The organism is Hoeflea phototrophica DFL-43, assembly GCF_000154705.2.
Lineage (GTDB): Bacteria > Pseudomonadota > Alphaproteobacteria > Rhizobiales > Rhizobiaceae > Hoeflea > Hoeflea phototrophica.
Genome location: NZ_CM002917.1, coordinates 2,896,256 through 2,919,059, shown reverse-complemented (window position 1 = coordinate 2,919,059; position 22,804 = coordinate 2,896,256). Strand labels below are relative to the sequence as shown.

Sequence of the window (22,804 nt, the reverse complement as noted above, 5' to 3'; positions counted from 1 at the left end):
CAGTTTTGTGACGGTTGCTGTGAAGGCCAGAACGATGGCTCATGCCATTTCTTCCTTGGATGCGGCCTGTGGAGGTGGGGAAACCGTATTCTCGATAGCCAGTTCAACGCGGTCTGCCGCAAATCTCGATTGGCCGAAGAGGACCGGTTTTGCCTCGGCGTCAATGTCGACTGCCTCGGTCAAAAGCACGATCGCGCCCGGTGAAAGGGCGAGCAGATCAAGGTCTTCCTTGCTGGCATGCCGCGCCTGTATTCCAGTGGATTTCCGGGTGTAATCGGCGACCCCAAGCAGCGCCAGGCTCGCGGTGATGGATCCTGTCTGTCCATAGATTTCCGCGATCTCGGCAAACCGTGCAGCCTCAAACCATGATGTGGCGGCTGAGACAGGCACTCCGTCGGCAGAGGACACGGTCTCAAGCCGGACAACCTCGGCCCCGCTTGCCAGTGCGAGAGCTTCGGAGACCTTCAACGGAGCAGGGCAGGTCTGGCTCGATATCAGTTTTCCCGAGCGGGTTCGTGCCTGGCTCTGGAGCCCCGAGGAAAACCGTGTGCGTTGGCCGATCGGATACCGCAGGCGCTTGCGGTCGTTGAGAAAGGTGCCACGGCCCTGTTCGGCGCGGACAATGCCCTCTTTTTCAAGTGCGGCGATGGCCGATCGCACGGTGTGGCGGTTGACCCCGAAACGGGCGGCGAGTTCTGCTTCCGGCGGCAAGCGATCGTTGGCCTGGAGCCCGGTGATCACGCCCTGCCGGATCTGATCCGCGACCTGGCGCCACAGTGCAATTCCGGTTCTTCGCTCAAGTGTGTTCACAGCTGTTTTTCCCATCCTGTCACAGGCTCGTCATATCCACCATTTATGTGTATCTTAAATCATATAGTTGTCTAGATAAATAGACAAATTAAGGAGAAACAGATGGGTTTTGCGGAACCTGGGCCGGAACAATCCGTCGAGGCGGAGATATCGGCGCGCAAGCGGCGGCTTTCGGTGCTTGCCAAAGCGCCGGCCAATGCATTGCTGGCGCATTGGAAGGCGACCGGGCTCGATCCGTCCGTCGAATTGTTGCGCGGCCCTGAGATCGGGCTGATTGCTCTGCAGGGGCGGATCGGTGGCAGCGGTCAGCCGTTTCATGCCGGAGAGGTTTCCGCGACGCGGGTGACCGTTCGCGTTGGATCGGGCCATGTGGGCCACGCGATGATTGCCGGACGCGATGCACGCAAGGCGCAACTGGTCGCGGTGATTGACGCACTGGCGCTCGATCCAGGCCATGCGGACGCGATCGAAACCGGAATTGTCGCGCCGCTTGAGGCTTTGGCACTGGCATCGGATGCCAATATGCGCACCGAAACGGCTGCGACAAAGGTCAATTTCTTCACGATGGTCAGGGGAGAAGACTGATGGTCGATGTTGTCGAAAAAGCCTCCGCCTATGATGGCGGTTTCAGCGATCCTGTGCAGGCCTCACAGCAGGTCTTCCGCGCCGTGATGGATGCGATGGCCCGGCCTGGCACCGTGCATCACTTTCCCGAATTCACCGCGCCGCCGCCCCCTCTGGGTCCCGTGGCAGGCGCCGTGATTTGCGCTCTCGCGGATGCCGACACAACGGTCTGGCTCGATCCATCGATGGCGAAAACAGGCATGGTGCGGGACTGGGTGGTGTTTCACACCGGGGCGCCCACGACGCCTTACCAGTCCGAGGCTGCATTTGCGCTGGTGGCTGCGCCGCAGAGACTGTCCTCACTCAATGGGTTTGCATTGGGGACGCAGGAATATCCCGATCGCTCGACAACGCTGATCCTTCAGGTCGAGACGCTGACAAAAGGCCCGCAGCTGGTGCTTGAAGGTCCGGGTATCGACGGTCAGAGCACTCTCGCGCCGGATCCGATGCCGCAGCATTTTGCTGCGCAGTGGCGCGCCAACCGTGCTGCTTTCCCGCGCGGTGTGGATCTGATCCTTGCCGCTCCCGATGGCGTTGCCGCTCTGCCGCGCAGCGCCCGTCTGATCATGCCGGAGGCTTGAGCCATGTATGTTGCCGTCAAGGGCGGGGAAGCCGCCATCACCAATGCACATCGTCTGCTGGCCGACCGGCGGCGCGGGGATCGAAGCGTTCCGGCGCTGACCCTTGCGCAGATCGCCGGGCAATTGTCGCTTGCGGTCGACCGGGTCATGGCCGAGGGCTCGCTCTACGACCCAGAACTCGCCGCCCTTGCGATCAAGCAGGCGCGGGGCGATCTGATCGAAGCCGTGTTCCTGTTGCGTGCCTACCGGACCACTTTGCCGCGGTTCGGCCATTCCGAGCCGGTTGATACCGGAAACATGCTGGTCGAACGCCGGGTTTCTGCAATCTACAAGGACCTGCCGGGCGGACAATTGCTTGGGCCGACCTTCGACTACACGCACCGGCTGCTCGATCCGGATCTGGCCGCAGACGAGCCGATCGATGGACCCGAAACGGGGCCTGACACAGGCGAAAAGATTGTCCGCGTGTCCGATATTCTTGGCGACGAGGGGCTGATTGAAGATGATCCGGTTGCCGACAATTCTTCTCACGTTGCGGACATCACTCGCACCCCAACCGAGTATCCGATGGGGCGCGACGCGCGGCTGCAGACATTGGCCCGCGGCGACGAAGGCTTTCTGCTCGCACTCGCCTATTCGACCCAGCGCGGCTATGCGCGCAGCCACCCCTTTGCCGGTGAGATCCGCATTGGCGAAGTCGATGTAGAGATGATGATCCCGGAGCTTGGCTTCGCGGTCACAATCGGCAGGGTGAAGTTGACGGAATGCCAGATGGTCAACCAGTTCAAGGGCTCGGCCAAGGTGCCGCCGCAGTTCACCCGCGGCTATGGTCTGGTGTTCGGTCAGGCCGAGCGCAAGGCGATGGCGATGTCGCTGTGCGACCGGGCTCTGCGGGCATCCGAACTCGGCGAGGACATCATCGCACCGGCCCAGGACGAAGAATTTGTGCTGTCGCATTGCGACAATGTGCAGGCGACCGGCTTCGTCGAACATCTCAAGCTGCCGCATTATGTCGACTTCCAGGCGGAACTCGATCTGGTGCGCCGCATGCGTGCCGAGCATTTTGCAAGCAACGCTTCAGACGATGCCACCGCATCCACCGATGACACCATGGAGGCAGCGGAATGAACGCGCAACTCACACAGACGTCTGGTCAGGGGTTGGCGAGCTACAATTTCGCCTATCTGGATGAGCAGACCAAGCGGATGATCCGCCGCGCGATCCTCAAGGGCATCGCGATCCCCGGCTACCAGGTTCCATTCGCCAGCCGTGAGATGCCGATGCCCTATGGCTGGGGGACGGGGGGTGTTCAGGTTACAGCCTCGATCATCGGTTCCGAAGACGTGCTCAAGGTGATCGACCAGGGTGCCGACGACACCACCAATGCTGTCTCGATCCGGGCCTTTTTTGCCAAGACCGCCGGTGTGGCGACGACGACCACTACAACGGAAGCTTCGATCATCCAGACAAGGCACCGGATTCCCGAAACGCCGCTCGCCGAAGGTCAGGTTCTTGTCTACCAGGTTCCCATCCCGGAACCCTTGCGCTTCCTTGAGCCGCGCGAAACCGAGACCCGCAAGATGCATGCGCTCGAGGAGTATGGCCTCATGCATGTGAAGCTTTATGAGGACATTGCCCGCAACGGCCATATCGCCACAACTTACGCCTATCCGGTGAAGGTCGAGGGGCGTTATGTGATGGATCCCTCGCCAACGCCGAAATTCGACAATCCGAAAATGCACCGCTCGCAAGCGTTGCAGCTGTTCGGCGCAGGCCGGGAAAAACGGATCTATGCGATCCCGCCGCACACCGATGTGGTGAGCCTGGATTTCGAGGACCATCCGTTCGAAATTCAAGAGTTCGAGCAACCCTGCGCGTTGTGCGGGGCAGAACAGGTCTATCTCGACGAGGTTGTCCTCGACGACAAGGGCGGCCGGATGTTCGTGTGTTCGGACACCGATCATTGCGAGAGCCGCAGAGCCGAAGGCCACCGCGGGGTGATGCTGGGCAGTGAGCTCCCGGCCGATGACGCTGATAGCCGGAAGGAGAGCCTGTGATGGCGATGGCAGATTTTTATGATGATCACGACACTGTGGCGGCTGCCACAGCGGACCAGCCATTGCTGTCGGTCGACGGCATCACCCGGGTCTATGGCGACCGGATCGGCTGCGCCGATGTGAGTTTCGATCTCTGGCCGGGCGAGGTGCTGGCGATTGTTGGCGAATCCGGCTCTGGCAAGACCACGCTTCTCAATTGCATTTCCTCGCGGCTGACGCCCACCTGCGGCACGGTGAACTACCGCATGCGCGATGGCGCAAGTGCCGACATCTACAAGATGGCGGAGGCCGAGCGGCGTTTTTTGATGCGCACCGACTGGGGCTTTGTCCACCAGAATCCGATTGATGGCCTGAGGATGACGGTCTCGGCCGGCGCCAATGTCGGCGAACGGCTGATGGCGATCGGGGACCGGCATTACGGCAACATCCGCGGAGCTGCGATCGAGTGGCTCGAGCGGGTCGAGATCAATGCGGACCGGGTCGATGACCAGCCGCGCGCTTTCTCCGGCGGCATGCGCCAGCGGCTGCAGATCGCCCGCAATCTGGTCACCAATCCGCGGCTCGTTTTCATGGATGAGCCGACCGGCGGGCTCGATGTTTCAGTGCAGGCGCGGCTGCTTGATCTGTTGCGAGGGCTGGTTTCCGATCTGGGGCTCGCCGTGGTGGTGGTCACCCACGATCTCGCTGTGGCACGGCTCCTGTCGGACCGGATGATCGTGATGAAGGATGGCCGGGTGATCGAAGCAGGCCTGACCGACCGGGTGCTTGATGACCCGCGCGCGCCCTACACGCAGCTTCTCGTTTCCTCCATTCTTCAGGTGTAAGCCGATGACCTCCCTTCTGATTGCATCCGAGGTTCACAAGACCTTCGTCATGCACATGCGCGGTGGTGTTGAACTGCCCGTCGTTGCCAATGTCTCCTTCTCGATGAACTCCGGGGCCTGCGCCGTGCTTGGCGGACCTTCAGGTGTGGGCAAGAGCTCGATCCTGAAGATGCTTTATGGAAATTACGGCTGCGATGGCGGGCAGATTCTGGTGCTGCACAATGGCAAGCATGTCGATATTGCCTCGGCCAGCCCACGCAAGGTGCTTGAGATCCGCCGCGATACGATCGGCTATGTCAGCCAGTTCCTGCGTGCGGTCCCGCGGGTGTCCGCCCTGGATGTCGCTGCCGAGCCGCTTCTGGTGCGCGGCGTGGCGCGCGAGGAGGCCCGCGACCGTGCGCGCGTGCTGTTTGCCCAGCTCAACCTGCACGAACGGCTCTGGTCGTTGCCGCCGGCCACCTTCTCCGGCGGTGAGCAGCAGCGCGTCAACATTGCCCGCGGCTTCATCACCGACCATCCGGTCCTGCTGCTCGACGAGCCGACAGCGTCGCTGGACGCGGCCAATCGCGAGGTTGTGATCGAATTGATTGCCGCCAAGAAGGCTGAAGGTGCCGCGCTCCTGGGGATCTTCCACGATTATGATGTGCGCAACGCGGTCGCCGACCAGGTGATCGACGTTTCCGCATTCGCAGCCGGAAAATCTGCCGCATGACCAAGTTGTCTGAAGCTCCGCTGGTTCACGCCACAGCGAAGATCGTGGACTCGACGCTTGGCCGCTACACCGAAGTCGGTGCCGGGTGTACGCTGTCGCACTCGACCATGGGCGACTATTCCTACTGCGTCGACAACACCCAGATCGCCTATGCGACCATCGGCAAGTTTGCCAACATCGCCAGCCATGTGCGGATTTACGCGAGCATGCATCCGATGGACCGGGCTTCGCTGCATCATTTCAGCTATCGCTCATCGTGGTATTTCGATGGTGAGAGCGACGATCAGGCGTTCTTTGATTGGCGCGCCGGGCAGGGGATCACCATCGGTCATGACACATGGATTGGTCATGGCGCGGTGGTGATGCCGGGGGTGACGATCGGCAATGGCGCAAGCATTGGCGCCAATGCGGTGGTCACCAAGGATGTGGCTGACTTTGCCATTGCGGTTGGCGTTCCGGCCCGCACGATCCGGCAACGCTTTTCCGATGACGTCGCCTCCCGGCTTGATGCGCTTGCCTGGTGGGACTGGGAGCATGACAAGCTGCATTCCGCGCTCAAGGACTTTCGCGCACTGTCGGCCGAAGAGTTCCTCGAGCGCCACGGCGGCTAGAACCCTTGCCTTAAGTCTTTCCACGCCAGCCTTCCTCGAAGATCAACTCGTCGAGCGGCAGCCGGCGGTTCCAGCCTTTGACCTGCAGTTCGGGGCGCTCATAAAGCTCATCGACATAGCCCAGGCAGAGATAGGCGACGATCTCGATCCGCTCAGGGATGCCGAGGATGGTTTTGAGATCGGCGTCATGAAAGATGCTGACCCAGCCCATGCCGATGCCCTCGACGCGGGCTGCGAGCCAGAGGTTCTGGACCGCGCAGACGGTGGAGTAGAGATCCATATTTGGATTGTGGGTCTTGCCCAGGATCACGTCGCCGCCTCGTCCACGGTCGCAAGTGATGCAGATGTTGAGCGGCGCCTTGCGGATGCCCTCGAGCTTAAGAGCTTTGTAGTCTGATTGCCGTTCTTCCGGGAACATCCGGGCGGCCTCATCGTTTGCGCGGCCAAATGCATCCGCAATTCTGTTGCGCACCGGCTGGCTGCGGATGGTGATGAAGTTCCATGGCTGCATGAAACCGACCGAAGGCGCGTGATGGGCCGCCTCGAGCAGCCTCTTCAAGACATCATCGGGAACAGGTTCGGGCAGAAACTGGTCGCGAACATCGCGTCGGGTGAAAATGGCCTTGTAAACGGCGTCGCGTTCACTGGCGAGGAACGGCTCGGCTCTGGCCAGCCCAGATGTCTTCGGCATTGTTTGATCCCCAACAATCCGTGAAAACCCGGCAACGCCGTCCACGCGCTGCTAGGCTATGACATCTGGCCGGTCTTCTGACTTCGGATCATTTGGCAGGCGCGCCTTCCCGGATTTCCCAGTGGCCCGGGGGTCCCAGTGACGTTTTGCGCTTGCCATCCCCGTTACAGCGTTGGGCACGTTCCGGTCTTGCACCGAATTCCCGATTCTCCCGCTTTTGGCGGACACCAGATTGCTTCATTGGTGCATGGCCGGGGCCGTGATGCAAGGCCGGAAATGCCCGATTTCCAAGGATTTCCCCCGATCAAGAAGGGGCTCTGTGGATCGTTACAAAACTGACATCAAACCGACATCGCAGCTTCACATGCCTCCGATAGTCCACCTTGCAGAAACTGCTAAATCCGGATTGCCGCAAAGGACATTGATTATGCTTGAGTTGACCGAAGTGACGCGTCGTTTTGGCGTCAACACCGCAGTCGACGCTGTTAGCCTGTCCATTCCCGAGGGGCAGATGGTTGGCATCATCGGTCGCTCGGGCGCCGGAAAATCCACGCTCCTGCGCATGATCAATCGGCTGACAGGGGTCAGCGACGGAGTGATTTCGCACTCCGGACGCGTGGTTTCGACCCTGAGCGGCCGTGAACTCAGAAGCTGGCAGCGCGATTGCGCGATGATCTTTCAGCAGTTCAACCTGGTTCCCCGGCTGGATGTGGTGTCGAATGTCCTGCATGGCACGCTCAACATGCGGTCGACTTTCTCGACGATGTTCAACCTGTTTCCCCGCGAAGACATCCTGAGGGCGATCTCCATTCTTGAGCGGCTTGGAGTCGCCGAGAATGCGCCGAAGCGCGCCGAGGCGCTTTCGGGCGGGCAGCAGCAGCGTGTCGCCATTGCCCGTGCGCTGATGCAATCCCCGAAACTGATCCTCGCCGACGAGCCGATCGCATCGCTTGATCCGCTCAATGCGCAGATTGTGATGGACGCGCTGCGGGACATCAACAGGCAGGAAGGCATCACGGTGGTGACCAACCTGCATACGCTCGATACCGCGCGCAACTATTGTGAGCGCATCATCGGGATGGCGCAGGGCAAGGTGGTCTTTGACGGCAAGCCTGATGCGCTGACCACCGAAGCCGTTCGCGCCATCTACGGATCGGGCGCCGATGGCGAAGAAATATCCGAATCCATGACCTCGACGAGCCTGCGGGCCCAGGGCCGCCCCGCCGATGTCAAGGCGCGAACCAATGCTTCGGGCGAAGTGGTCCTGGAGACAACCTGACCCGGAAGGTTCGTCAGTCCGGCCAGCGAATGCAATCCGGCATCATCCCTTTCGCCTGCCCCTTCTAACAACCCTCGAACGGAGACAATCCTATGATGAAAACAATCCTCGTGGCGGCAACTGCCGCACTTCTGTCCACAAGCGCATTCGCACAGGACGCGATCACCGAATTCCGCATCGGTATCCTCGGCGGCGAGAACGCCCAGGATCGCCTGACTTCGAACGAATGCCTGCGCGCCTATGCCGAGGAAGCCCTCGGTGTGCCTGTCAAGCTGTTTACCCCCGCTGACTATGACGGCGTGATCCAGGGCATGCTCGGCGGTTCGATCGACATGGCCTGGCTCGGCGCATCGTCCTACGCCAAGGCCTATCTGACCGATCCCGAGTCGGTCGAACCGGTGCTGGTCAAGACCAACCTCGACGGCTCGTTCAGCTATCATTCGATCGGTTTTGCCCGCAAGGAGAGCGGCATCACTTCGCTGGACGACATGAAGGGCAAGACCTTCGGATTCGGTGACCCGAACTCGACCTCCGGCTACCTCATTCCCTCGATCGAAATTCCGCAGGCAACCGGCGCTTCCATGGAAAGCGGCGATTACTTCGGTGAAGTCAAGTTCACCGGCGGCCACGAGCAGACCATCGTTGCCGTTGCCAATGGTGAAATCGACGCCGGCGTCACCTGGGCAGACGGCCAGGGCAACTGGGAAGACGGCTACAATTCCGGCGCTCTTCGCAAGGCCACGGATTCCGGTCTTGTCGACATGAACGAGATCGTCCAAATCTGGAAGTCGAAGCCAATCCCGGAAGGCCCGGTCACGCTGCGCAAGGCACTCCCGCAGGACGTCAAAGACACGGTGACCGAACTCGTCGGATCCATGCATGAAAAGGATGCGCAGTGCGCCTACAACATCGCCGCTGGCGAGACCGCAGGCTTCAAGCCGATCACCCACGAAGCCTACGAGACCATCGTTGCCGTTCGTGAAGCCAAGACCAACTAAGGCTCTTGCCAAACAGTCGCGGGGAGCCATCCGGCTCCCCGCTTTCTATTCGTGAAGGATGCCCGCCGATGAGCGACATGACTGCACAGCAGGACGGCTCGGCCGCTTCGAAGGCTATCCGCGAAAACTACCTGGAGATGACCCGCCGGAAGCAGATGTATGGCGGCATTTTGCTTATCGTCTTCATTGCTCTTCTGGTCTCCGGGTTCAGGCTTGCGGATGCCCGCAACGCCGGCGGGTTCTGGGATGGCATATCCCAGATATTCCAATTTCCTTCCGAGGTCGTCGCCGAGGGAATTGAGAAATCGGCATTGCTTCCGGCACTGCTGCTGGAATTTTTGCCTTCGTTGATTGAAACACTCAACATCGCGGCGGTCTCGACGTTAATCGGTGCTGCGGCCGCCATCGTGCTGGCGCTGCTGTCGACCCGCGGGCTGGCGCTGTGGCCCCGGATGATCCCGGTGTTTCGGCGCTTGATGGACGGCATGCGCGCAATCCCGGAGATCGTGATCGCGCTCGTCCTGATCTTCATTCTTGGCGGCGGGCCGGTTCCGGCGATGATCGCGATTGCCATTCACACCGCCGGCGCACTTGGCAAACTGTTCTCTGAGGTTTCGGAGAATGCCGACCTGAAACCGGTCGAGGGGTTGTCATCGGTCGGCGCAAGCTGGATCCAGAAGATGTGGCTTGGAGTCTTGCCTCAGGTGGCGCCGAACTGGTTCTCCTACGGGCTGCTGCGCTTCGAGATCAACATTCGCGCCTCGGCAATTCTGGGCTTCGTTGGGTCGGGCGGCATCGGACACGATCTTCGGATCGCCATGCAATGGGGCCAGGGACGCTACGACGAAGTCGTGGCGATCTTCATTCTCCTGTTCGCCACGATTGTCTTCTTCGACCAGGTGTCGAGCAACTACCGCAACCGCCTCGTCAAGGGACACTGACATGACCGCTCTCGATACGGGCCTGCTTTCGGGCGAGGACCTACGCAATCAGGTCCTCAGAGGATTCAGCCGCAAACAAAAGCTGGCCTTTGTCGTGCCCGGCGTCATCCTGCTTTACCTGTTCTACGTGTTTTTCGCCTTCGACATTTCGGGGATCGCCGCGCGCGCGCGGCTCGACAATGCGGCAATTCTCGTTTCGGACTTCTGGTCGCACAAGACCCATGTGACCCGGGACAACCGCAACAACGAGGTGACCATATCGATCGAAGGCGAAAACAAGGGGCGCTATCCGGAGGGAATGCTGCCGGATTGGGTCATGATGGAGAACGGGGTTACCCGTATCGATCTCGATGAGGGGCATGTTGTAGTCTTCGATGACGATGGCGCCCGCTACTCCGTGCCGGGATACGGCGTCATCGACATTTCGCCGAAGGTTGGAGGACTGAATCTTTCAGTACCGGACGGCGAAACGCCGGACTGGATCAGCTCTTCGAGAACACGCGTTTCGGTGACCACACCGCAGGGCCGTTTCAGCTATACCCGCAACAGGACCGAAGTCTTCAGGTATCAGGCGGGGTGGGAGCTTTTCTTCTTTACGCTCGACAGCCCTTTTTACGGCAAATCGGCTCTGGAACTTGTCAAACTTGCAACCGTCGGCGACCGGGTCGATCCGGCCTTGCCAAACCTTTTTGCCATGGTCCGGGATTTCTGGACCAATGCCATGTGGCGGCATGGTGATGTGGCATGGGCATTGTTCGAAACCATCCTGATGGCGTTTCTCGGCACGATGGGCGCCGCCCTGATCGCACTACCGCTGGCATTCCTGGCGGCTGGAAACTTCACGCCTTCGCGGCCAATTCTGTTTCTGTTGCGCCGTCTCTTTGATTTCCTGCGCGGTGTCGACGGGCTTATTTGGACGATCATTCTCTCAAGAGCCTTTGGCCCAGGACCGATGACCGGGGCTCTGGCGATCCTTCTTACTGATACGGGCACCTTCGGCAAGACCTTCTCCGAAGCCTTGGAGAATATAGATGGAAAGCAGGTCGAGGGCGTCCAGTCGACCGGTGCATCGCCTGTCCAGCAGGCCCGGTTTGGCGTCATTCCTCAAGTTACGCCTGTGCTTTTGAGCCAGGTCCTGTACTTTCTCGAATCGAATACCCGCAGTGCGACGGTGATTGGGGCGATCGTTGGCGGCGGCATCGGGTTGTTGTTGACGCAGGCGATCGCCACCCAGAAGGACTGGGAAGAGGTGAGCTACTACATCATCCTGATCATCCTGATGGTGATGGCGATGGATACATTGTCGGGCTGGCTGAGATCCCGCCTGATTGGACGAACGGGACACCCATGAGATACGCCCTCTATTTCACACCGGAACCGAATTCCGACCTGGCCGATCTTGGAGAACGCTGGCTCGGCCGAAGTGCCGTGACTGGCAAGACACTCGAGCATCCGGACCTTCCAGGCCTGTCGGCCAGCAACCTTGCTGTCTTGACCGGTCCTGCACGGCGCTACGGCTTCCATGGAACGCTGAAAGCGCCTTTCCGGCTGGCCGACGGAATGAGTGAAGCCGATCTGTTGTTAGCCATGGAGCGTTTTGCCGAGGGCACCCAGGTCTTTGAAATTCCAGCACTGCAGCTCAGTCTTCTCGAAGGCTTTCTGGCGCTGACCCCGGGCGGCCGTGCTGATCAGCTCAATCTGTTTGCGAACAGTGTTGTCGAGCATTTTGAACCGTTGCGGGCGGAATTGAGCGAAAAGGAAATCGAGCGCCGAAACCCCGACAGGCTGTCCTCGGAGGAACTCAAGAACCTGGTGCGCTGGGGATATCCCTACGTGTTTGACCGGTTCCGTTTCCATATGACACTCAGCACGCGGCTGCCCGAAGTGGATGCCGCGAAGGTCATGGGAGTCGCAACAGCCTATTTTGCACCCGCCACCGGATGTCCAGTCCCGGTTGATGCGCTCACACTCAGTGTCGAGCCCGAGCCGGGTGCGCCGTTTCAAATTCATACCCGGATGCCATTGGCATCCCAACATCTCAGAAAGACAGCTTGAATGAGCATCGAAACTGTTTTCACCAATGCGCGCCTGGTTCTCGAGGACCAGGTTGTTTTCGGTTCACTGGTTGTCCGTGACGGCGTGATTGCCGAAATCTCCGATCAGCGGACCGCCACTGGTGTGGATATGGATGGCGATTATCTTACCCCCGGCCTCGTCGAGCTGCACACGGACCATCTGGAGGCACATTATTCGCCGCGCCCGGGCGTGCGCTGGAATGCCGTATCCGCAATCCAGTCCCATGATGCGCAAATCGCCTCGTCCGGCATTACCACGGTGTTTGACTGTCTGCGCCTTGGTTCTGACGAGGATGATGGGTTCAAGGTCGGTGAGATGCGGGCCATTGCTGATGCTCTGGCCTCGGCCCGTGAGGAGAACCGTTTGCGCGCTGATCATTTGATCCATCTGCGCTGCGAAGTCTCAGCCTCCGACGTGCTTGATCATTTTGCCGATTTTCGGACCGACGCCCAGGTACGGCTTGCTTCGCTGATGGATCATGCGCCAGGTCAACGGCAGTTCCAGACCATGGAGCAGTATACGCTCTACTACAAAACCAAGCGCGGGCTCTCGGATGAAGCGTTTGCGCATTTCGTCAACCGTCGTGTGGAAGCGTCAGCGCGCTATTCCGAAACGCACCGCAAGGCGCTTGCTGAGGCTTGCTCCGAACGCGGCATCACCATTGCGAGCCATGATGACGCGACGCTCGACCATGTCGAGGAAGCTGCGGGCTTTGGTGTCCGGCTCGCAGAATTTCCAACCAGCATCGAAGCCGCTCAGGCTTCGCACGATGCCGGGATGAGTGTTCTGATGGGAGCGCCCAATGTGGTACGCGGTGGATCGCATTCCGGCAACATTGCTGCGGCTGATCTGGCCCGGCAAGGGGTTCTTGATGTTCTGTCCTCGGACTATGTGCCGTTCAGCCTTATCCATGCGCCTTTTGTCCTTGCTGATGAAATCGATGGCCTGGATCTGCCTGCCGCGATCAGGCTGGTGACGGCCACTCCTGCGAAAACAGTTGGACTTGATGACCGTGGAAGCCTCGCGGTTGGAAAGCGTGCCGATCTGGTGCGGGTGCGGCGTGAGACCGGTGTTCCGGTGGTGCGTTCGGTCTGGCGTCAGGGTGAACGGGTTGCATGATGTCTGTGTCTACGGACCATGCGGTGGCGCGGCCGGTCATTCCGGGCCGGCTGTATGTTGTTCTTGGCCCGAGCGGTTCGGGCAAGGACACACTTATGTCGCACGCGCGGGCGGCGCTTGAGGAGGAAGAGGGCGTTCTGTTTGTCAGACGCGCAATCACGCGTCCGGCGGATGCCGGTTCTGAAGATCACGTACCGATGAGTGAAGCCGAGTTTGATGCGGCGCTTGATTCCGGATCCTTCTCGCTGACCTGGGCTGCCAACGGATTGCGCTATGGTCTGCCGCGCGAAGTAACGGATCATCTCCAGCGAGGTGAAGTGGCTGTGGTCAACGGTTCACGCGGCGCATGGAGCGTCATCCGCAAGGTGTTTCCGTCCGCGGTGGCAGTGGAAATCAAGGTCAATCGAGAGGTGCTTGCGCAGCGCCTTGAAGCGCGGGGACGGGAGAGCCGGGCTGAAATCGAGGCCCGACTGGCGCGCGCCGCGGCTCTGGACAACAGTTTCGCGGCTGACCATGTCATCGACAATTCCCGTGCGCCCGAGATTGGGGGCGGTGAGCTGGTCAAGCTGATCCGCGCCGGGATGGCTGCTGGCAAATATGCGTCAACTCGGAATTGACCCTTGGCGCTGAGCGCATCCTGCCAAGGTGCTGGCCCGCCTATTCTTCATCCTCGTCGGAATCCGGGCCACCGTCGAGCCTGTGCTTGATGGCCAGCGCATAGATGACGTTCAGAACATTCCTGTCCTGGACCTCAGGATCGCTCAGCGCGAGCAAGGAGGCGCGCACGATCTTTTTGCTGGAGGCCTTGGGGCACTGCTCGAAGACATAGTCATGAAGTTTTTTATCAGAGAGGCCAAGATAGGCGCCTTCAATCAGCGCATCATAGACCTTGCGGACTTTCTTCTTTTTGGGCATTTGCGCCTCCTGTTTGCCGCACCAGCACGTTTGAATGCCTGCTTCAGGCGCGATCACTCTGGTTGCCGGCGTGATGATCCTGGATCCAGCCGCCGCTGTTTCTGCAAAGGTTGGTCCGTTTTGTCCGGCTTTGCGGTTGACCCCAGATTCAATAGGGGGCGCCATTGTCATAAACAACTGCTCAGAGGCATTTGAGATATTGAATTTCAAGCTGAAGATCTGGTGAAACTGCCGGCGTAATTTACTGTCTATTGCCGCCGGTTTTATTTTAAGCTCCAAATAAAGAACCAACAAACACCATTTATTTTCTGCTTTCCTAATTTAAGGTATCATAAACCCTGGTCTGTGATTCCTTTAAGCCGGATTAACAGCCTTGCGCCTGGAATGATCTCAGGCGGCCTCGCAATGAATGCGGTTTGACCGGCAGCGGCTTTCGCAACGTGTGGGGGAAATATGGGATCGTTTTCGATCAAGAGACGGTTTGGAAGTCTCGGCGCCGGTAGCCGTAGCATTACCCAGAAAATTGCTGTTACTGTCATCCTTGTTAATGTTTTGGGATTGGCTGTTACCAGTTTTGCAATCTCGCAAATGTCTGATGCAAGCCAAATGGAAACCGCCAAGCGGAATTGGCTCAAGGACACGGCCCAGATCGGGGATCAGGCTGCTGGCGGTGTCAAATGGGGTAAGACCGATGTTGTGCGGTCTTCCTATCAGGTGTTCCAGGACGATCCAAAACTCGCACTGACAGGATTTGCTGCCTTCAATCAGGCTGGCGAGCAGGTCGATTTGTGGACCAGGTCGGAAACTCCGGCTCCAGAGCTTGCTGAGTTGCTGAAATCCGATCCAGGCCAACTGACCGATCCGGTTCTGGCGGCAAGCGACAACACTGTCATCATTTCGTCACCGCTGCCTGCGGGAAAAGACGGAGTGTCCCTTGGACAGATCCGGACAGTCTGGAGCACGGAAGATATTGCCGCGTCTTCCCGCGAGTTTGCGCTCAAGTCCGTGGCGCTTCAGGTGGTGATATTGATTGCTGCTGTCGCCATGCTGCTGTTCGCCATGCGCCGTTTTGTCGGGCAACCTTTGGCCCAAGTCAACCAGCGAATTGGGGCATTGCAGGAAGGCGACATCGACAGCGACATTCCTTATGCCGAGAAGAGTGACGAGATCGGTGTCGTGGCTCGAGCATTGTCGCATTTCTGCGAGGCCTCACGTGCCAAACTGGAATCGGAAGCCGACATGGCCCGGCAACGCGATGCCCTGGATGCCGAACGGCAGGCAAACATGACCCAGACCGAGGCATCGGCAGAGGTTCAGCGTCATGTTGTCCAGGAGCTTGGCAAAGCACTCGAGTTGTTGGCCGCCGGGGATCTCACCGCACGTGTTCCTGATCTCGGCGGAGAATTCGCGCAGCTTCAGGACAATTTCAATCGTGCTCTGAAGGCACTTGAGAAAACGGTTGGGACCATTGATAGCGCTCAACAATCGGTTCTCGAGGCTTCAGACAGTCTCGGGGGCTCCACCGACGAATTGGCCCGGCGTACCGAACAGCAGGCCGCAGCACTGGAGCAGACAGCCGCTTCGCTGGCCGAAATTACTGATACCGTAAAGGAATCATCGGTGCAGGCGACGGAAGCCGGAAATCTGGTGGATTCCACCCGTGCAACCGCGACAAGTTCTGCCGAAGTCGTTCAATCTGCCATTACGGCGATGGGTCAAATCGAAGAGTCGTCTGCCCGTATTGCGCAGATTCTGAAAGTCATTGATGACATCGCCTTCCAGACCAATCTTCTGGCGCTGAACGCCGGAGTTGAAGCCGCCCGGGCCGGCGAAGCCGGTAAGGGCTTTGCGGTGGTTGCCCAGGAAGTCCGAGAGTTGGCTGGCAGGTCAGCTGGCGCTGCCAAGGAAATCAAGGAACTGATCGAACAAAGTGGAGCGCAAGTCAGCTCGGGAGTGGAGCTCGTCAACAAGAGTGGCGAATCCATGGGGCAGATCGAGCAACAGATCACGCAGGTGGCTGAGAAAATTGGCGCCATCTCCAAGGCCGCCCGCGAACAGGCCAGCAGTCTCTCGCAGATCAACACGGCTATCAACGAAATGGACACGATGACGCAAAAGAATGCGGCCATGGTCCAGGATAGCAGCTCTGCGTCTCAGAAACTGGCTGGAGAGTGTGAGCGTCTCGCCGATGTTGTCCGGTCATTCAATCTCACCGGTGCCGAATCGCGCAAGCGCGTTGCAAGGCCGGAAGCGTCCAACCCTGTCAAACAAGCGCCGGGCGGATGCTTCTGCCCATAGGCCAGCCCCTGTTACGGCACGCAGGGCAATGCGGCGCTGGCTGAGAGTACGGAGACCTGGGAAGAGTTTTGAACCCAGACTTCGAAGTAAACGAGTTTTTTCAATGGCTTTACGCCACGCAACTTAAACCGAGGAGAAGTAGAAATGAAATCCAACCAAATCCTGACTGCAATGCTCGTTGCCACGACTGCTGCTTTTGCACCGATTGCCGCGACGGCTGAAGAAGCCCATGTGGCGCCCGTCAAGGAGTTCATCAGTGCAAATGTCGAAGCATGGCTGACCGATCCTGTTGTTGTCGGCGCCATCAAGGAACAGAATGCCAAGACCAGCGGTCTGTCACAGGCTGACGTTGACAAGCTCGATCAGGACTGGCGCGCCCAGGCCACCGCTGCCGACAAGCCATTCGTCAATGAAGTGCTTGCACGTGAACTGTCGAAATTCCTGATGGAGAAGAAAGAGGGTTCCGAAGGCATGATCACCGAGATGTTCGTCATGGATGCTAAGGGCCTCAATGTTGGCCAGAGCGATGTGACCTCGGACTATTGGCAGGGTGATGAAGCCAAGTGGCAGAATACATACGGCGCCGGCCCGGGTGTGGTGTTTGTGGATGGGGTTGAAGAAGACGAATCCACTCAAGCACTGCAATCGCAGGCAAGTGTGACAATCTCTGATCCGGAGAGCGGTGAGCCAATCGGCGCCATCACTGTCGGCATCAATCTCGACATGCTCTGAGATCTGTGACCCGGGCGCTGCCAAATCGTCTTGAATTCTGAGGTCAAGGCAGCGCCTACCACACAACCGGCAGCTTCTGCGCCGCGCGTTGGGTTTTCGCACATTGCGAGGACCGGACGCGCGGCGTTTTCTATTTCAGCAACACGCGCGAACCCTCATCACAAGACCGTCTGCATGTGAAGGGCAAAAACCTGGTGACAATGGCGAATTGACCTCCCGCCTGTTTTGCAGTTGTCACGAGCTGTTGCCATCATGGCCGCATTGCTGATTGAAGGGCTTTCAAGATGAAACTGGTACATATCTCCGACATTCACCTCAACGAAGCACCCATTCTCGGTCTTGATCCCGTCGCCAATTTCAAGAGATGCCTGGCTTATGTCGAGGCGCATGATGCGGATGCCGAGAGGATCGTGATCACCGGAGATCTGACGCATCACGGAGGAGAGGAGAGCTACCGGTTGCTTGTTGATATCCTTGCGGCAAGCCCACTCCAGGACAAGCTCGCGCCCCGGCTGCTGATCGGCAATCATGATCACCGTGAGACCTTTGCGTCGGTGTTTTCTTCAACCCATCGCGATCCGAACGGGTTTGTGCAGTGGACGGAGGAAACGCCAGCCGGTGTTTTCGTCTATATGGACACGGTTGATCAGGGGCGGCATGGCGGGCGCTATTGCGAGGCACGGATGGCCTGGCTCGCCGGCGTTCTTGACGATGCACGTTCAAGCGGCGCCCGGGCCTTTCTTTTCATGCACCACAATCCGGTGCGAGTGAATGTGGCCAATGCCGATATCATCGGCATCATCAACGAGCGCGAGCTTCAGGCATTGCTCAAACGCTACAATGATGTGATCGCACACATGTTCTTCGGCCATTGCCACTATTCGCTCAGCGGTTCGGTTGCGGGTATTTCCTATTCCGCGCCGCGCTCGACCAACCATCCTTGTTGGCCGGATTTCTCAGGGATGGCCAACCGGATGGGTTTTGGCGAACTCGCACCCAACTACAATGTCTGTTTTCTGCGCGATGACAGCATCGTGGTTCATACGATTGATTTTCTCGATGCCGAGAAGGTTCAATGGGCGATCGAGACCGATGACGCCGTGGCAGAGATCAAGGTCTAGGCAAAGACGGCGCAAGCGAAATTTATACAAAAGACAAAGTCATTGACAATTGTATATCCACGGGTGATTGTCTCTCCGGAAAAGGGAGACTGCCGTGCGCAACAAACGTTCGACCGAAGAGGTTGCCTTGGGGATTCGCAGACGGGTGTTCGAGCACTCGATGCGCAACAATGGCGGCTATCTGAGCCAGGCCTGCTCCGCCGCGGAGCAGCTCGCCTTTCTCTACAATGAGGCCCTCAATCTGGGGGAGCCGGTGCTGCCGGCGGTGCCCAAGCCTTTTGCCGGTGTGCCTTCGGCCGACAATCCCGACTATGTGACTGGTGCTGGCTACAATGGTCCGTTTGAGCCGCAGTATGACCGCTTGTTCATTGCACCTGCGCATTATGCGCTTGTGGCCTATGCAACGCTGATCGAGACCGGCCGTATGGATGCCGAAGGGCTTGAAATGTTCAACAAGGATGGCTCGTCGGTCGAGATGATCGGTGCCGAGCATTCGCCCGGCATGGAAGTCCACAATGGCACGCTCGGGATCGGGCTTTCCACCGGTGCGGGCCTTGCTTTCGGGCGCAAGCGGCGTGGCGACACCGGCGAAGTCTGCGTGTTCATGTCCGATGGTGAAGTGCAGGAAGGCCAGACCTGGGAAGCGGTCCAGGCCGCCGCTCACCATGGCATCGACAATCTCTGGGCGCTGATGGACGTTAATGACCAGCAATGTGACGGGGCGATGGACTCGGTCATGGAGGTGCGGGATATCAAGGCCAAATTCAGTGCATTCGGCGCGGTTTGCGTGGAAATCGATGCCCATGATCTCGGCGCCATGCGCCAAGCCAAAGACGAACCGCATAAAGGTCAGCCGCTGATCATCCTGGCACGATCCTCCCCCACCAAAGGCATGAGTTTTCTGCAGAAGCGGTTCCCGCGGCTGCACTACGTCCGGTTCAAATCCGAGGAAGAACGGGCCGATATGAACAAATCCATAGCCGCAGAGCTTGGCATCGAACCGGTCGAACTGGAGGCGCACTGATATGGTTGAAATGGTCAATCGTCCCTATGCCTCTGCCTTTGAGGCCTTTGCGGTCAAGAACCCCGATGTGCTTTGCCTTTCCGCTGACTTGACCTCGTCCTGCGAGATCGACGGCTTCCGCGACCGCCATCCGGATCAGTTCCTGTCGCTCGGCATGGCCGAGCAGAACATGATGAGCTTCGCCGGGGGTCTCGGCCTTGCCGGCTACCGGCCGTTCCTGCATTCCTTCGGCGTCTTCCTGTATCGCCGTCCCTATGATCAGCTGATGGCCTCGGTCGCCTATCCGCGGCGCAAGGTGCGGCTGATGGGCTTCCTGCCTGGCATCACCACGCCCGGCGGCATGACCCACCAGGCGATCGAGGATGTCGCTGTGATGCGGTCGATCCCCAACATGTCGATCCTCGAAACCGGCGACGCCACCGAGGTCGAAAGTATCTGCGAAGCGGCGGATTCGATTGATGGCCCGGTCTATTGCCGGGTGCTGCGCGGTTCCATTCCACGGCTCTTCGATACACCGATCAGGGTTGGCGAAATGCGGGAACTGGCCTTGGGCGCCGATGTTCTTGTGGTCACTTCCGGCATTGCCACGGAAGAGGCGCTCCGCGCCCGCGACGCACTGTCCAATGCCGGTGTTTCGATCCGGCATCTGCACATCCACACCATCAAACCGTTCAACGAGCAGGCCCTGCTCGATCATATCGGTTCGGTTTCCAAGGGTGTTGTGGTGCTCGAGAACCATGTGATCACCGGCGGCGTCGGTTCACTTGTTGCCGAGATCATGGCCGACAACGGCGTCGGCAAGCCGCTGGTGCGATTGGGTCTCAACGACACCTATGCCCATGGCGGCTCGCGCGGCTACCTGATGAAGCATTACGGGCTCGATGCCGGGGCCCTGGTGCGCGGCATCGAGCGCATCATAGGCGCCTCGACCGGCATCGATGAGGAAGCGCTTGCGAGCGCGCGTGTCGATGCGGTGCATTCCGCCGTCAAGGCCGAGGCATTGTAGGGATGGTGCAGGACAATCGATTTCGGGTCCGTTACCGGCTCAAGGCTGACAGTGCTGCTGAGGCTGAAAAACGCGCCACCGGTATTGCGCTGGAACAGACGGTTGAAATTCCCGGCGACATCGTGCCTGAGGGGTACATCAGCAATGAGATCGTCGGTCAGGTGGAGGATGTGGCTGCTGCAGGTCCGGATACTTATAAAGCCACGATTTCCTACAGTCCGGACAGTGCGGGTGAGGAGGTTGTCCAGCTGATCAATGTGATTTTTGGCAATTCTTCGATCCAGCAGAATATCCGCGTCATAGATTTTGAGCCGGGACCGGAGATCCGCAAGCGGTTTTCAGGCCCCCGCTTCGGCATAGACGGCGTGCGTGCGCGCACCGGCCGGGTGAGAGGCGGGCTGATTTCGCCGGTGATCAAGCCGCAGGGCTCAAACGTTTCCCAACTTGCCGACATCGCCCGGCGTTGCGTGCTCGGCGGCGCTGATATCATCAAGGATGATCACGGACTGGCCAATCAGCGCATGGCGCCGTTTCGCGAGCGTGTTACTGCTGTCAGCGAGGCCGTGGGTGAAGCAAATGCCAAATGCGGTGGCTCGGCGTGTTACTTCGTCAATGTCACCGGACACAGCGGCTATCCGATTGACGAGGCGTTCCAGGCCAAGGAGGCCGGTGCCGGCGGGGTCTTGCTGATGCCGGGGCTGGTAGGCTTTGGCGTGGTTTATGCTCTGTCGCGGGACAAGTCCTTCGATCTGCCGATCATGACCCATCCGAGCTTTACCGGTCCGTTTGTGCTGACACCCGAGACCGGTGTTGATCACGGGCTCATGTATGGCGTGCTGCAGCGGCTCGCAGGTTCAGATATTTCGGTGTTTCCAAATGTCGGCGGACGTTTCGGCTTCAGTGTCGAGGAGTGCCAGTCGATCGCAAAAGCCTGCCGTGATCCCGAAGGCGTCGGCAAAGCAATGATGCCGAGCCCGGGCGGCGGCATGAGCGTTGAGCGCGCCGGCGACATGGTGTCGATGTATGGCGAGGATGTCGTCTATCTGCTTGGCGGCAGCTTGCTGCGTGCCGGCGACAAGATTGGTGAGGCAGTAAGCGCCATGCGTGACGCAGTCGATCAATTGTCCGCCACTTAAACAGTTCTACCTTGTCCCTGTAGACTATGGGGTTTGGTCGAAAGACCGGCCCCACTTTTTTATGCTGTTGCGACACCCGATAAGTGAGCGCTTTTGGCTGCCAGCTCCAAAAAAGAAAGACCGCATCCGGGGACGCGGCCTTTCCCATCCTGGGGGGATGTTGGGTTAGCGCGGTGGCAGTTTCATCCAATCGGCCATGGCGACATCGGCATGGGCAAACTGCGGCATCTTTGCCGACAGATCTTCCATGTTCTTGATGTCGTTTTCGTTGAGGAAGTCCTGGGTTATCAGAGTTGGCGGCACCACGACCTGCGCACCGGGATTGCCGCCTGTGAGCATGATCGCAAGCGCGCGCACCGAGACTTCACCGACAACTGCCGGGTTGGTGGCAACGGTTGCAACCCATGCGCTGCCGGGTTCGCGCATGGCCGAGATGTCCGCGGTCGAGACGTCGGCCGAGTAGATCTTGACGTCCTGCGAGAGGCCGGCTTCGTCAACGGCGATCTTCACGCCTTTTGCGAACTCGTCATAAGGCGCGAAAAAGACGGAGATGTCCTGGTTGGCCTGAAGCACGGAACGGGCCTGGTTGGCGTTCGAGTTGGCGATCGGGTTGTCGAGCGTGCCCATCTGGGCAGCTTCGACGATGCCCGGATTGGCGGCCTTGACCTCTTCCCAGGCCACATGGCGGCGGTCGAGCGGAGCAATGCCCGGCACATAGACATAGCCGGCCTTCCAGTCTGTGCCGTTGTCCTTGATCGCCTGCTCAAGCGCGAGCTTGCCAAGCAGGTAGTCCGACTGTTCGATCTGCGGGATGGCTTCGTTTTCGACATTGACGTCAAAAGCCACGACCTTGATTCCGGCATCCACGGCGCGCTGTGCCGCTTCCTTCATGGATTCCGTCAGGCCATGCTGAATGATGATGCCGTTGACGCCGAGCGCAATTGCCTGATCGACCATATCGGCCTGAAGCGCTGCATCCTGGCGGCTGTCGAACACCCGAAGGTCGACGCCAAGTGCTGCGGCCTGGGATTCCACGCCTGATAGATAGGCCTGGAAGAAGTCCCCGGTTGAGAGATAGCGCACCAGCGCGATCTTGACGTCACCGGCATTGTCGAGCGGCGCCGGCATGTCCTGTGCCTGGGCGAAGCCACCGAGGGGCAGTGTGGCGGCGGCGGCGAGGCCGCCAAAAAGGGCCAATGCTTTTCTGCGTATCAGTTTCATTTCGTTTCCTCCGTTGCGTTTTGTATCT

At 59.2% G+C, this 22,804-nt stretch carries 24 protein-coding genes and 1 riboswitch; of the genes, 20 read left to right on the top strand and 4 right to left on the bottom strand.

The window, feature by feature from the left end; all coding sequences use genetic code 11:
- Window positions 1-39: 39 nt before the first annotated feature.
- On the bottom strand, window positions 40-825 hold the full coding sequence (phnF, locus tag HPDFL43_RS13835; RefSeq protein WP_007197985.1) for a phosphonate metabolism transcriptional regulator PhnF: 786 nt from the start codon (window positions 823-825) through the stop codon (window positions 40-42).
- An 87-nt stretch (window positions 826-912) separates the two neighbouring features.
- Here phnF and phnG point away from each other — a divergent pair, with 87 nt between their 5' ends.
- The 7 genes from phnG to HPDFL43_RS13800 are packed head-to-tail and all read left to right on the top strand — an operon-like array spanning window position 913 to window position 6,219.
- The gene (phnG, locus tag HPDFL43_RS13830) at window positions 913-1,395 is read left to right on the top strand and encodes a phosphonate C-P lyase system protein PhnG (protein ID WP_007197984.1); all 483 of its coding nucleotides are present in this window, start codon (window positions 913-915) and stop codon (window positions 1,393-1,395) included.
- Window positions 1,395-2,015 (top strand): phosphonate C-P lyase system protein PhnH, encoded by a 621-nt coding sequence (gene phnH, locus HPDFL43_RS13825; RefSeq protein ID WP_007197983.1) that lies wholly within the window; start codon window positions 1,395-1,397, stop codon window positions 2,013-2,015. Before phnG ends, phnH begins: the two co-directional genes overlap by 1 nt.
- Window positions 2,016-2,018: 3 nt before the next feature.
- On the top strand, window positions 2,019-3,143 hold the full coding sequence (locus HPDFL43_RS13820) for a carbon-phosphorus lyase complex subunit (RefSeq protein WP_007197982.1): 1,125 nt from the start codon (window positions 2,019-2,021) through the stop codon (window positions 3,141-3,143).
- Window positions 3,140-4,072, top strand: a complete 933-nt coding sequence (locus HPDFL43_RS13815) for an alpha-D-ribose 1-methylphosphonate 5-phosphate C-P-lyase PhnJ (protein ID WP_052093202.1) — start codon at window positions 3,140-3,142, stop codon at window positions 4,070-4,072. The genes HPDFL43_RS13820 and HPDFL43_RS13815 overlap by 4 nt, the downstream gene beginning before the upstream one ends.
- Window positions 4,072-4,896 carry a phosphonate C-P lyase system protein PhnK gene (phnK, locus tag HPDFL43_RS13810; protein ID WP_007197979.1) on the top strand — a complete coding sequence of 275 codons (825 nt, stop codon included), beginning with the start codon at window positions 4,072-4,074 and terminating at the stop codon, window positions 4,894-4,896. The genes HPDFL43_RS13815 and phnK overlap by 1 nt, the downstream gene beginning before the upstream one ends.
- 4 nt (window positions 4,897-4,900) lie before the next feature.
- Complete coding sequence (gene phnL, locus HPDFL43_RS13805; RefSeq protein ID WP_007197978.1) at window positions 4,901-5,608, top strand: phosphonate C-P lyase system protein PhnL; 708 nt, start codon at window positions 4,901-4,903, stop codon at window positions 5,606-5,608.
- A complete protein-coding gene (locus HPDFL43_RS13800; protein ID WP_007197977.1) occupies window positions 5,605-6,219 on the top strand; it encodes a DapH/DapD/GlmU-related protein in 615 nt (204 codons plus the stop codon). Before phnL ends, HPDFL43_RS13800 begins: the two co-directional genes overlap by 4 nt.
- Window positions 6,220-6,229: 10 nt before the next feature.
- On the opposite strand, the gene bluB is transcribed toward HPDFL43_RS13800, so the two are convergent.
- Entirely contained in the window at window positions 6,230-6,910 is a 681-nt protein-coding gene (gene bluB / locus HPDFL43_RS13795; RefSeq protein ID WP_007197976.1) for a 5,6-dimethylbenzimidazole synthase, read from the bottom strand.
- Between the two features lie 50 nt (window positions 6,911-6,960).
- Window positions 6,961-7,157, bottom strand: a riboswitch (cobalamin riboswitch).
- Between the two features lie 180 nt (window positions 7,158-7,337).
- Between bluB and phnC the strand changes: the two genes are divergently transcribed.
- The 7 genes from phnC (at window position 7,338) to phnN (ending at window position 13,940) form a co-directional block, all read left to right on the top strand.
- Entirely contained in the window at window positions 7,338-8,189 is an 852-nt protein-coding gene (gene phnC, locus HPDFL43_RS13790) for a phosphonate ABC transporter ATP-binding protein (protein WP_007197975.1), read from the top strand.
- Window positions 8,190-8,281: 92 nt separating this feature from the next.
- The gene (gene phnD, locus HPDFL43_RS13785; RefSeq protein WP_007197974.1) at window positions 8,282-9,187 is read left to right on the top strand and encodes a phosphonate ABC transporter substrate-binding protein; all 906 of its coding nucleotides are present in this window, start codon (window positions 8,282-8,284) and stop codon (window positions 9,185-9,187) included.
- A gap of 68 nt (window positions 9,188-9,255) precedes the next feature.
- Window positions 9,256-10,128, top strand: coding sequence for a phosphonate ABC transporter, permease protein PhnE (gene phnE / locus HPDFL43_RS13780; protein ID WP_007197973.1), 873 nt, complete (start codon window positions 9,256-9,258; stop codon window positions 10,126-10,128).
- A 1-nt stretch (window position 10,129) separates the two neighbouring features.
- On the top strand, window positions 10,130-11,479 hold the full coding sequence (gene phnE / locus HPDFL43_RS13775) for a phosphonate ABC transporter, permease protein PhnE (protein ID WP_007197972.1): 1,350 nt from the start codon (window positions 10,130-10,132) through the stop codon (window positions 11,477-11,479).
- Window positions 11,476-12,183 carry a DUF1045 domain-containing protein gene (locus HPDFL43_RS13770; RefSeq protein ID WP_007197971.1) on the top strand — a complete coding sequence of 236 codons (708 nt, stop codon included), beginning with the start codon at window positions 11,476-11,478 and terminating at the stop codon, window positions 12,181-12,183. Before phnE (HPDFL43_RS13775) ends, HPDFL43_RS13770 begins: the two co-directional genes overlap by 4 nt.
- A complete protein-coding gene (locus tag HPDFL43_RS13765) occupies window positions 12,184-13,323 on the top strand; it encodes an alpha-D-ribose 1-methylphosphonate 5-triphosphate diphosphatase (protein ID WP_007197970.1) in 1,140 nt (379 codons plus the stop codon).
- Window positions 13,320-13,940, top strand: a complete 621-nt coding sequence (gene phnN / locus HPDFL43_RS13760; RefSeq protein WP_007197969.1) for a phosphonate metabolism protein/1,5-bisphosphokinase (PRPP-forming) PhnN — start codon at window positions 13,320-13,322, stop codon at window positions 13,938-13,940. The genes HPDFL43_RS13765 and phnN overlap by 4 nt, the downstream gene beginning before the upstream one ends.
- A 40-nt stretch (window positions 13,941-13,980) precedes the next feature.
- Here the strand turns inward: phnN and HPDFL43_RS13755 are convergent, their stop codons facing one another.
- Window positions 13,981-14,238 carry a hypothetical protein gene (locus HPDFL43_RS13755; RefSeq protein ID WP_040449239.1) on the bottom strand — a complete coding sequence of 86 codons (258 nt, stop codon included), beginning with the start codon at window positions 14,236-14,238 and terminating at the stop codon, window positions 13,981-13,983.
- A 588-nt stretch (window positions 14,239-14,826) separates the two neighbouring features.
- On the opposite strand from HPDFL43_RS13755, the gene HPDFL43_RS13745 reads away from it, so the two are divergent.
- The 6 genes from HPDFL43_RS13745 (at window position 14,827) to HPDFL43_RS13720 (ending at window position 21,555) form a co-directional block, all read left to right on the top strand.
- Window positions 14,827-16,536, top strand: coding sequence for a methyl-accepting chemotaxis protein (locus HPDFL43_RS13745; protein WP_052093201.1), 1,710 nt, complete (start codon window positions 14,827-14,829; stop codon window positions 16,534-16,536).
- 144 nt (window positions 16,537-16,680) lie between these two features.
- Window positions 16,681-17,268, top strand: a complete 588-nt coding sequence (locus HPDFL43_RS13740) for a hypothetical protein (RefSeq protein ID WP_007197965.1) — start codon at window positions 16,681-16,683, stop codon at window positions 17,266-17,268.
- A 284-nt stretch (window positions 17,269-17,552) separates the two neighbouring features.
- Window positions 17,553-18,389 (top strand): metallophosphoesterase, encoded by an 837-nt coding sequence (locus HPDFL43_RS13735; RefSeq protein ID WP_007197964.1) that lies wholly within the window; start codon window positions 17,553-17,555, stop codon window positions 18,387-18,389.
- A 94-nt stretch (window positions 18,390-18,483) separates the two neighbouring features.
- A complete protein-coding gene (locus HPDFL43_RS13730; protein ID WP_007197963.1) occupies window positions 18,484-19,413 on the top strand; it encodes a transketolase in 930 nt (309 codons plus the stop codon).
- 1 nt (window position 19,414) lies between these two features.
- Window positions 19,415-20,419, top strand: coding sequence for a transketolase family protein (locus HPDFL43_RS13725; RefSeq protein ID WP_007197962.1), 1,005 nt, complete (start codon window positions 19,415-19,417; stop codon window positions 20,417-20,419).
- 2 nt (window positions 20,420-20,421) lie between these two features.
- Window positions 20,422-21,555, top strand: coding sequence for a RuBisCO large subunit C-terminal-like domain-containing protein (locus tag HPDFL43_RS13720; protein ID WP_007197961.1), 1,134 nt, complete (start codon window positions 20,422-20,424; stop codon window positions 21,553-21,555).
- 165 nt (window positions 21,556-21,720) lie between these two features.
- Here the strand turns inward: HPDFL43_RS13720 and HPDFL43_RS13715 are convergent, their stop codons facing one another.
- A complete protein-coding gene (locus HPDFL43_RS13715) occupies window positions 21,721-22,776 on the bottom strand; it encodes a substrate-binding domain-containing protein (RefSeq protein WP_007197960.1) in 1,056 nt (351 codons plus the stop codon).
- Window positions 22,777-22,804 lie beyond the last annotated feature (28 nt).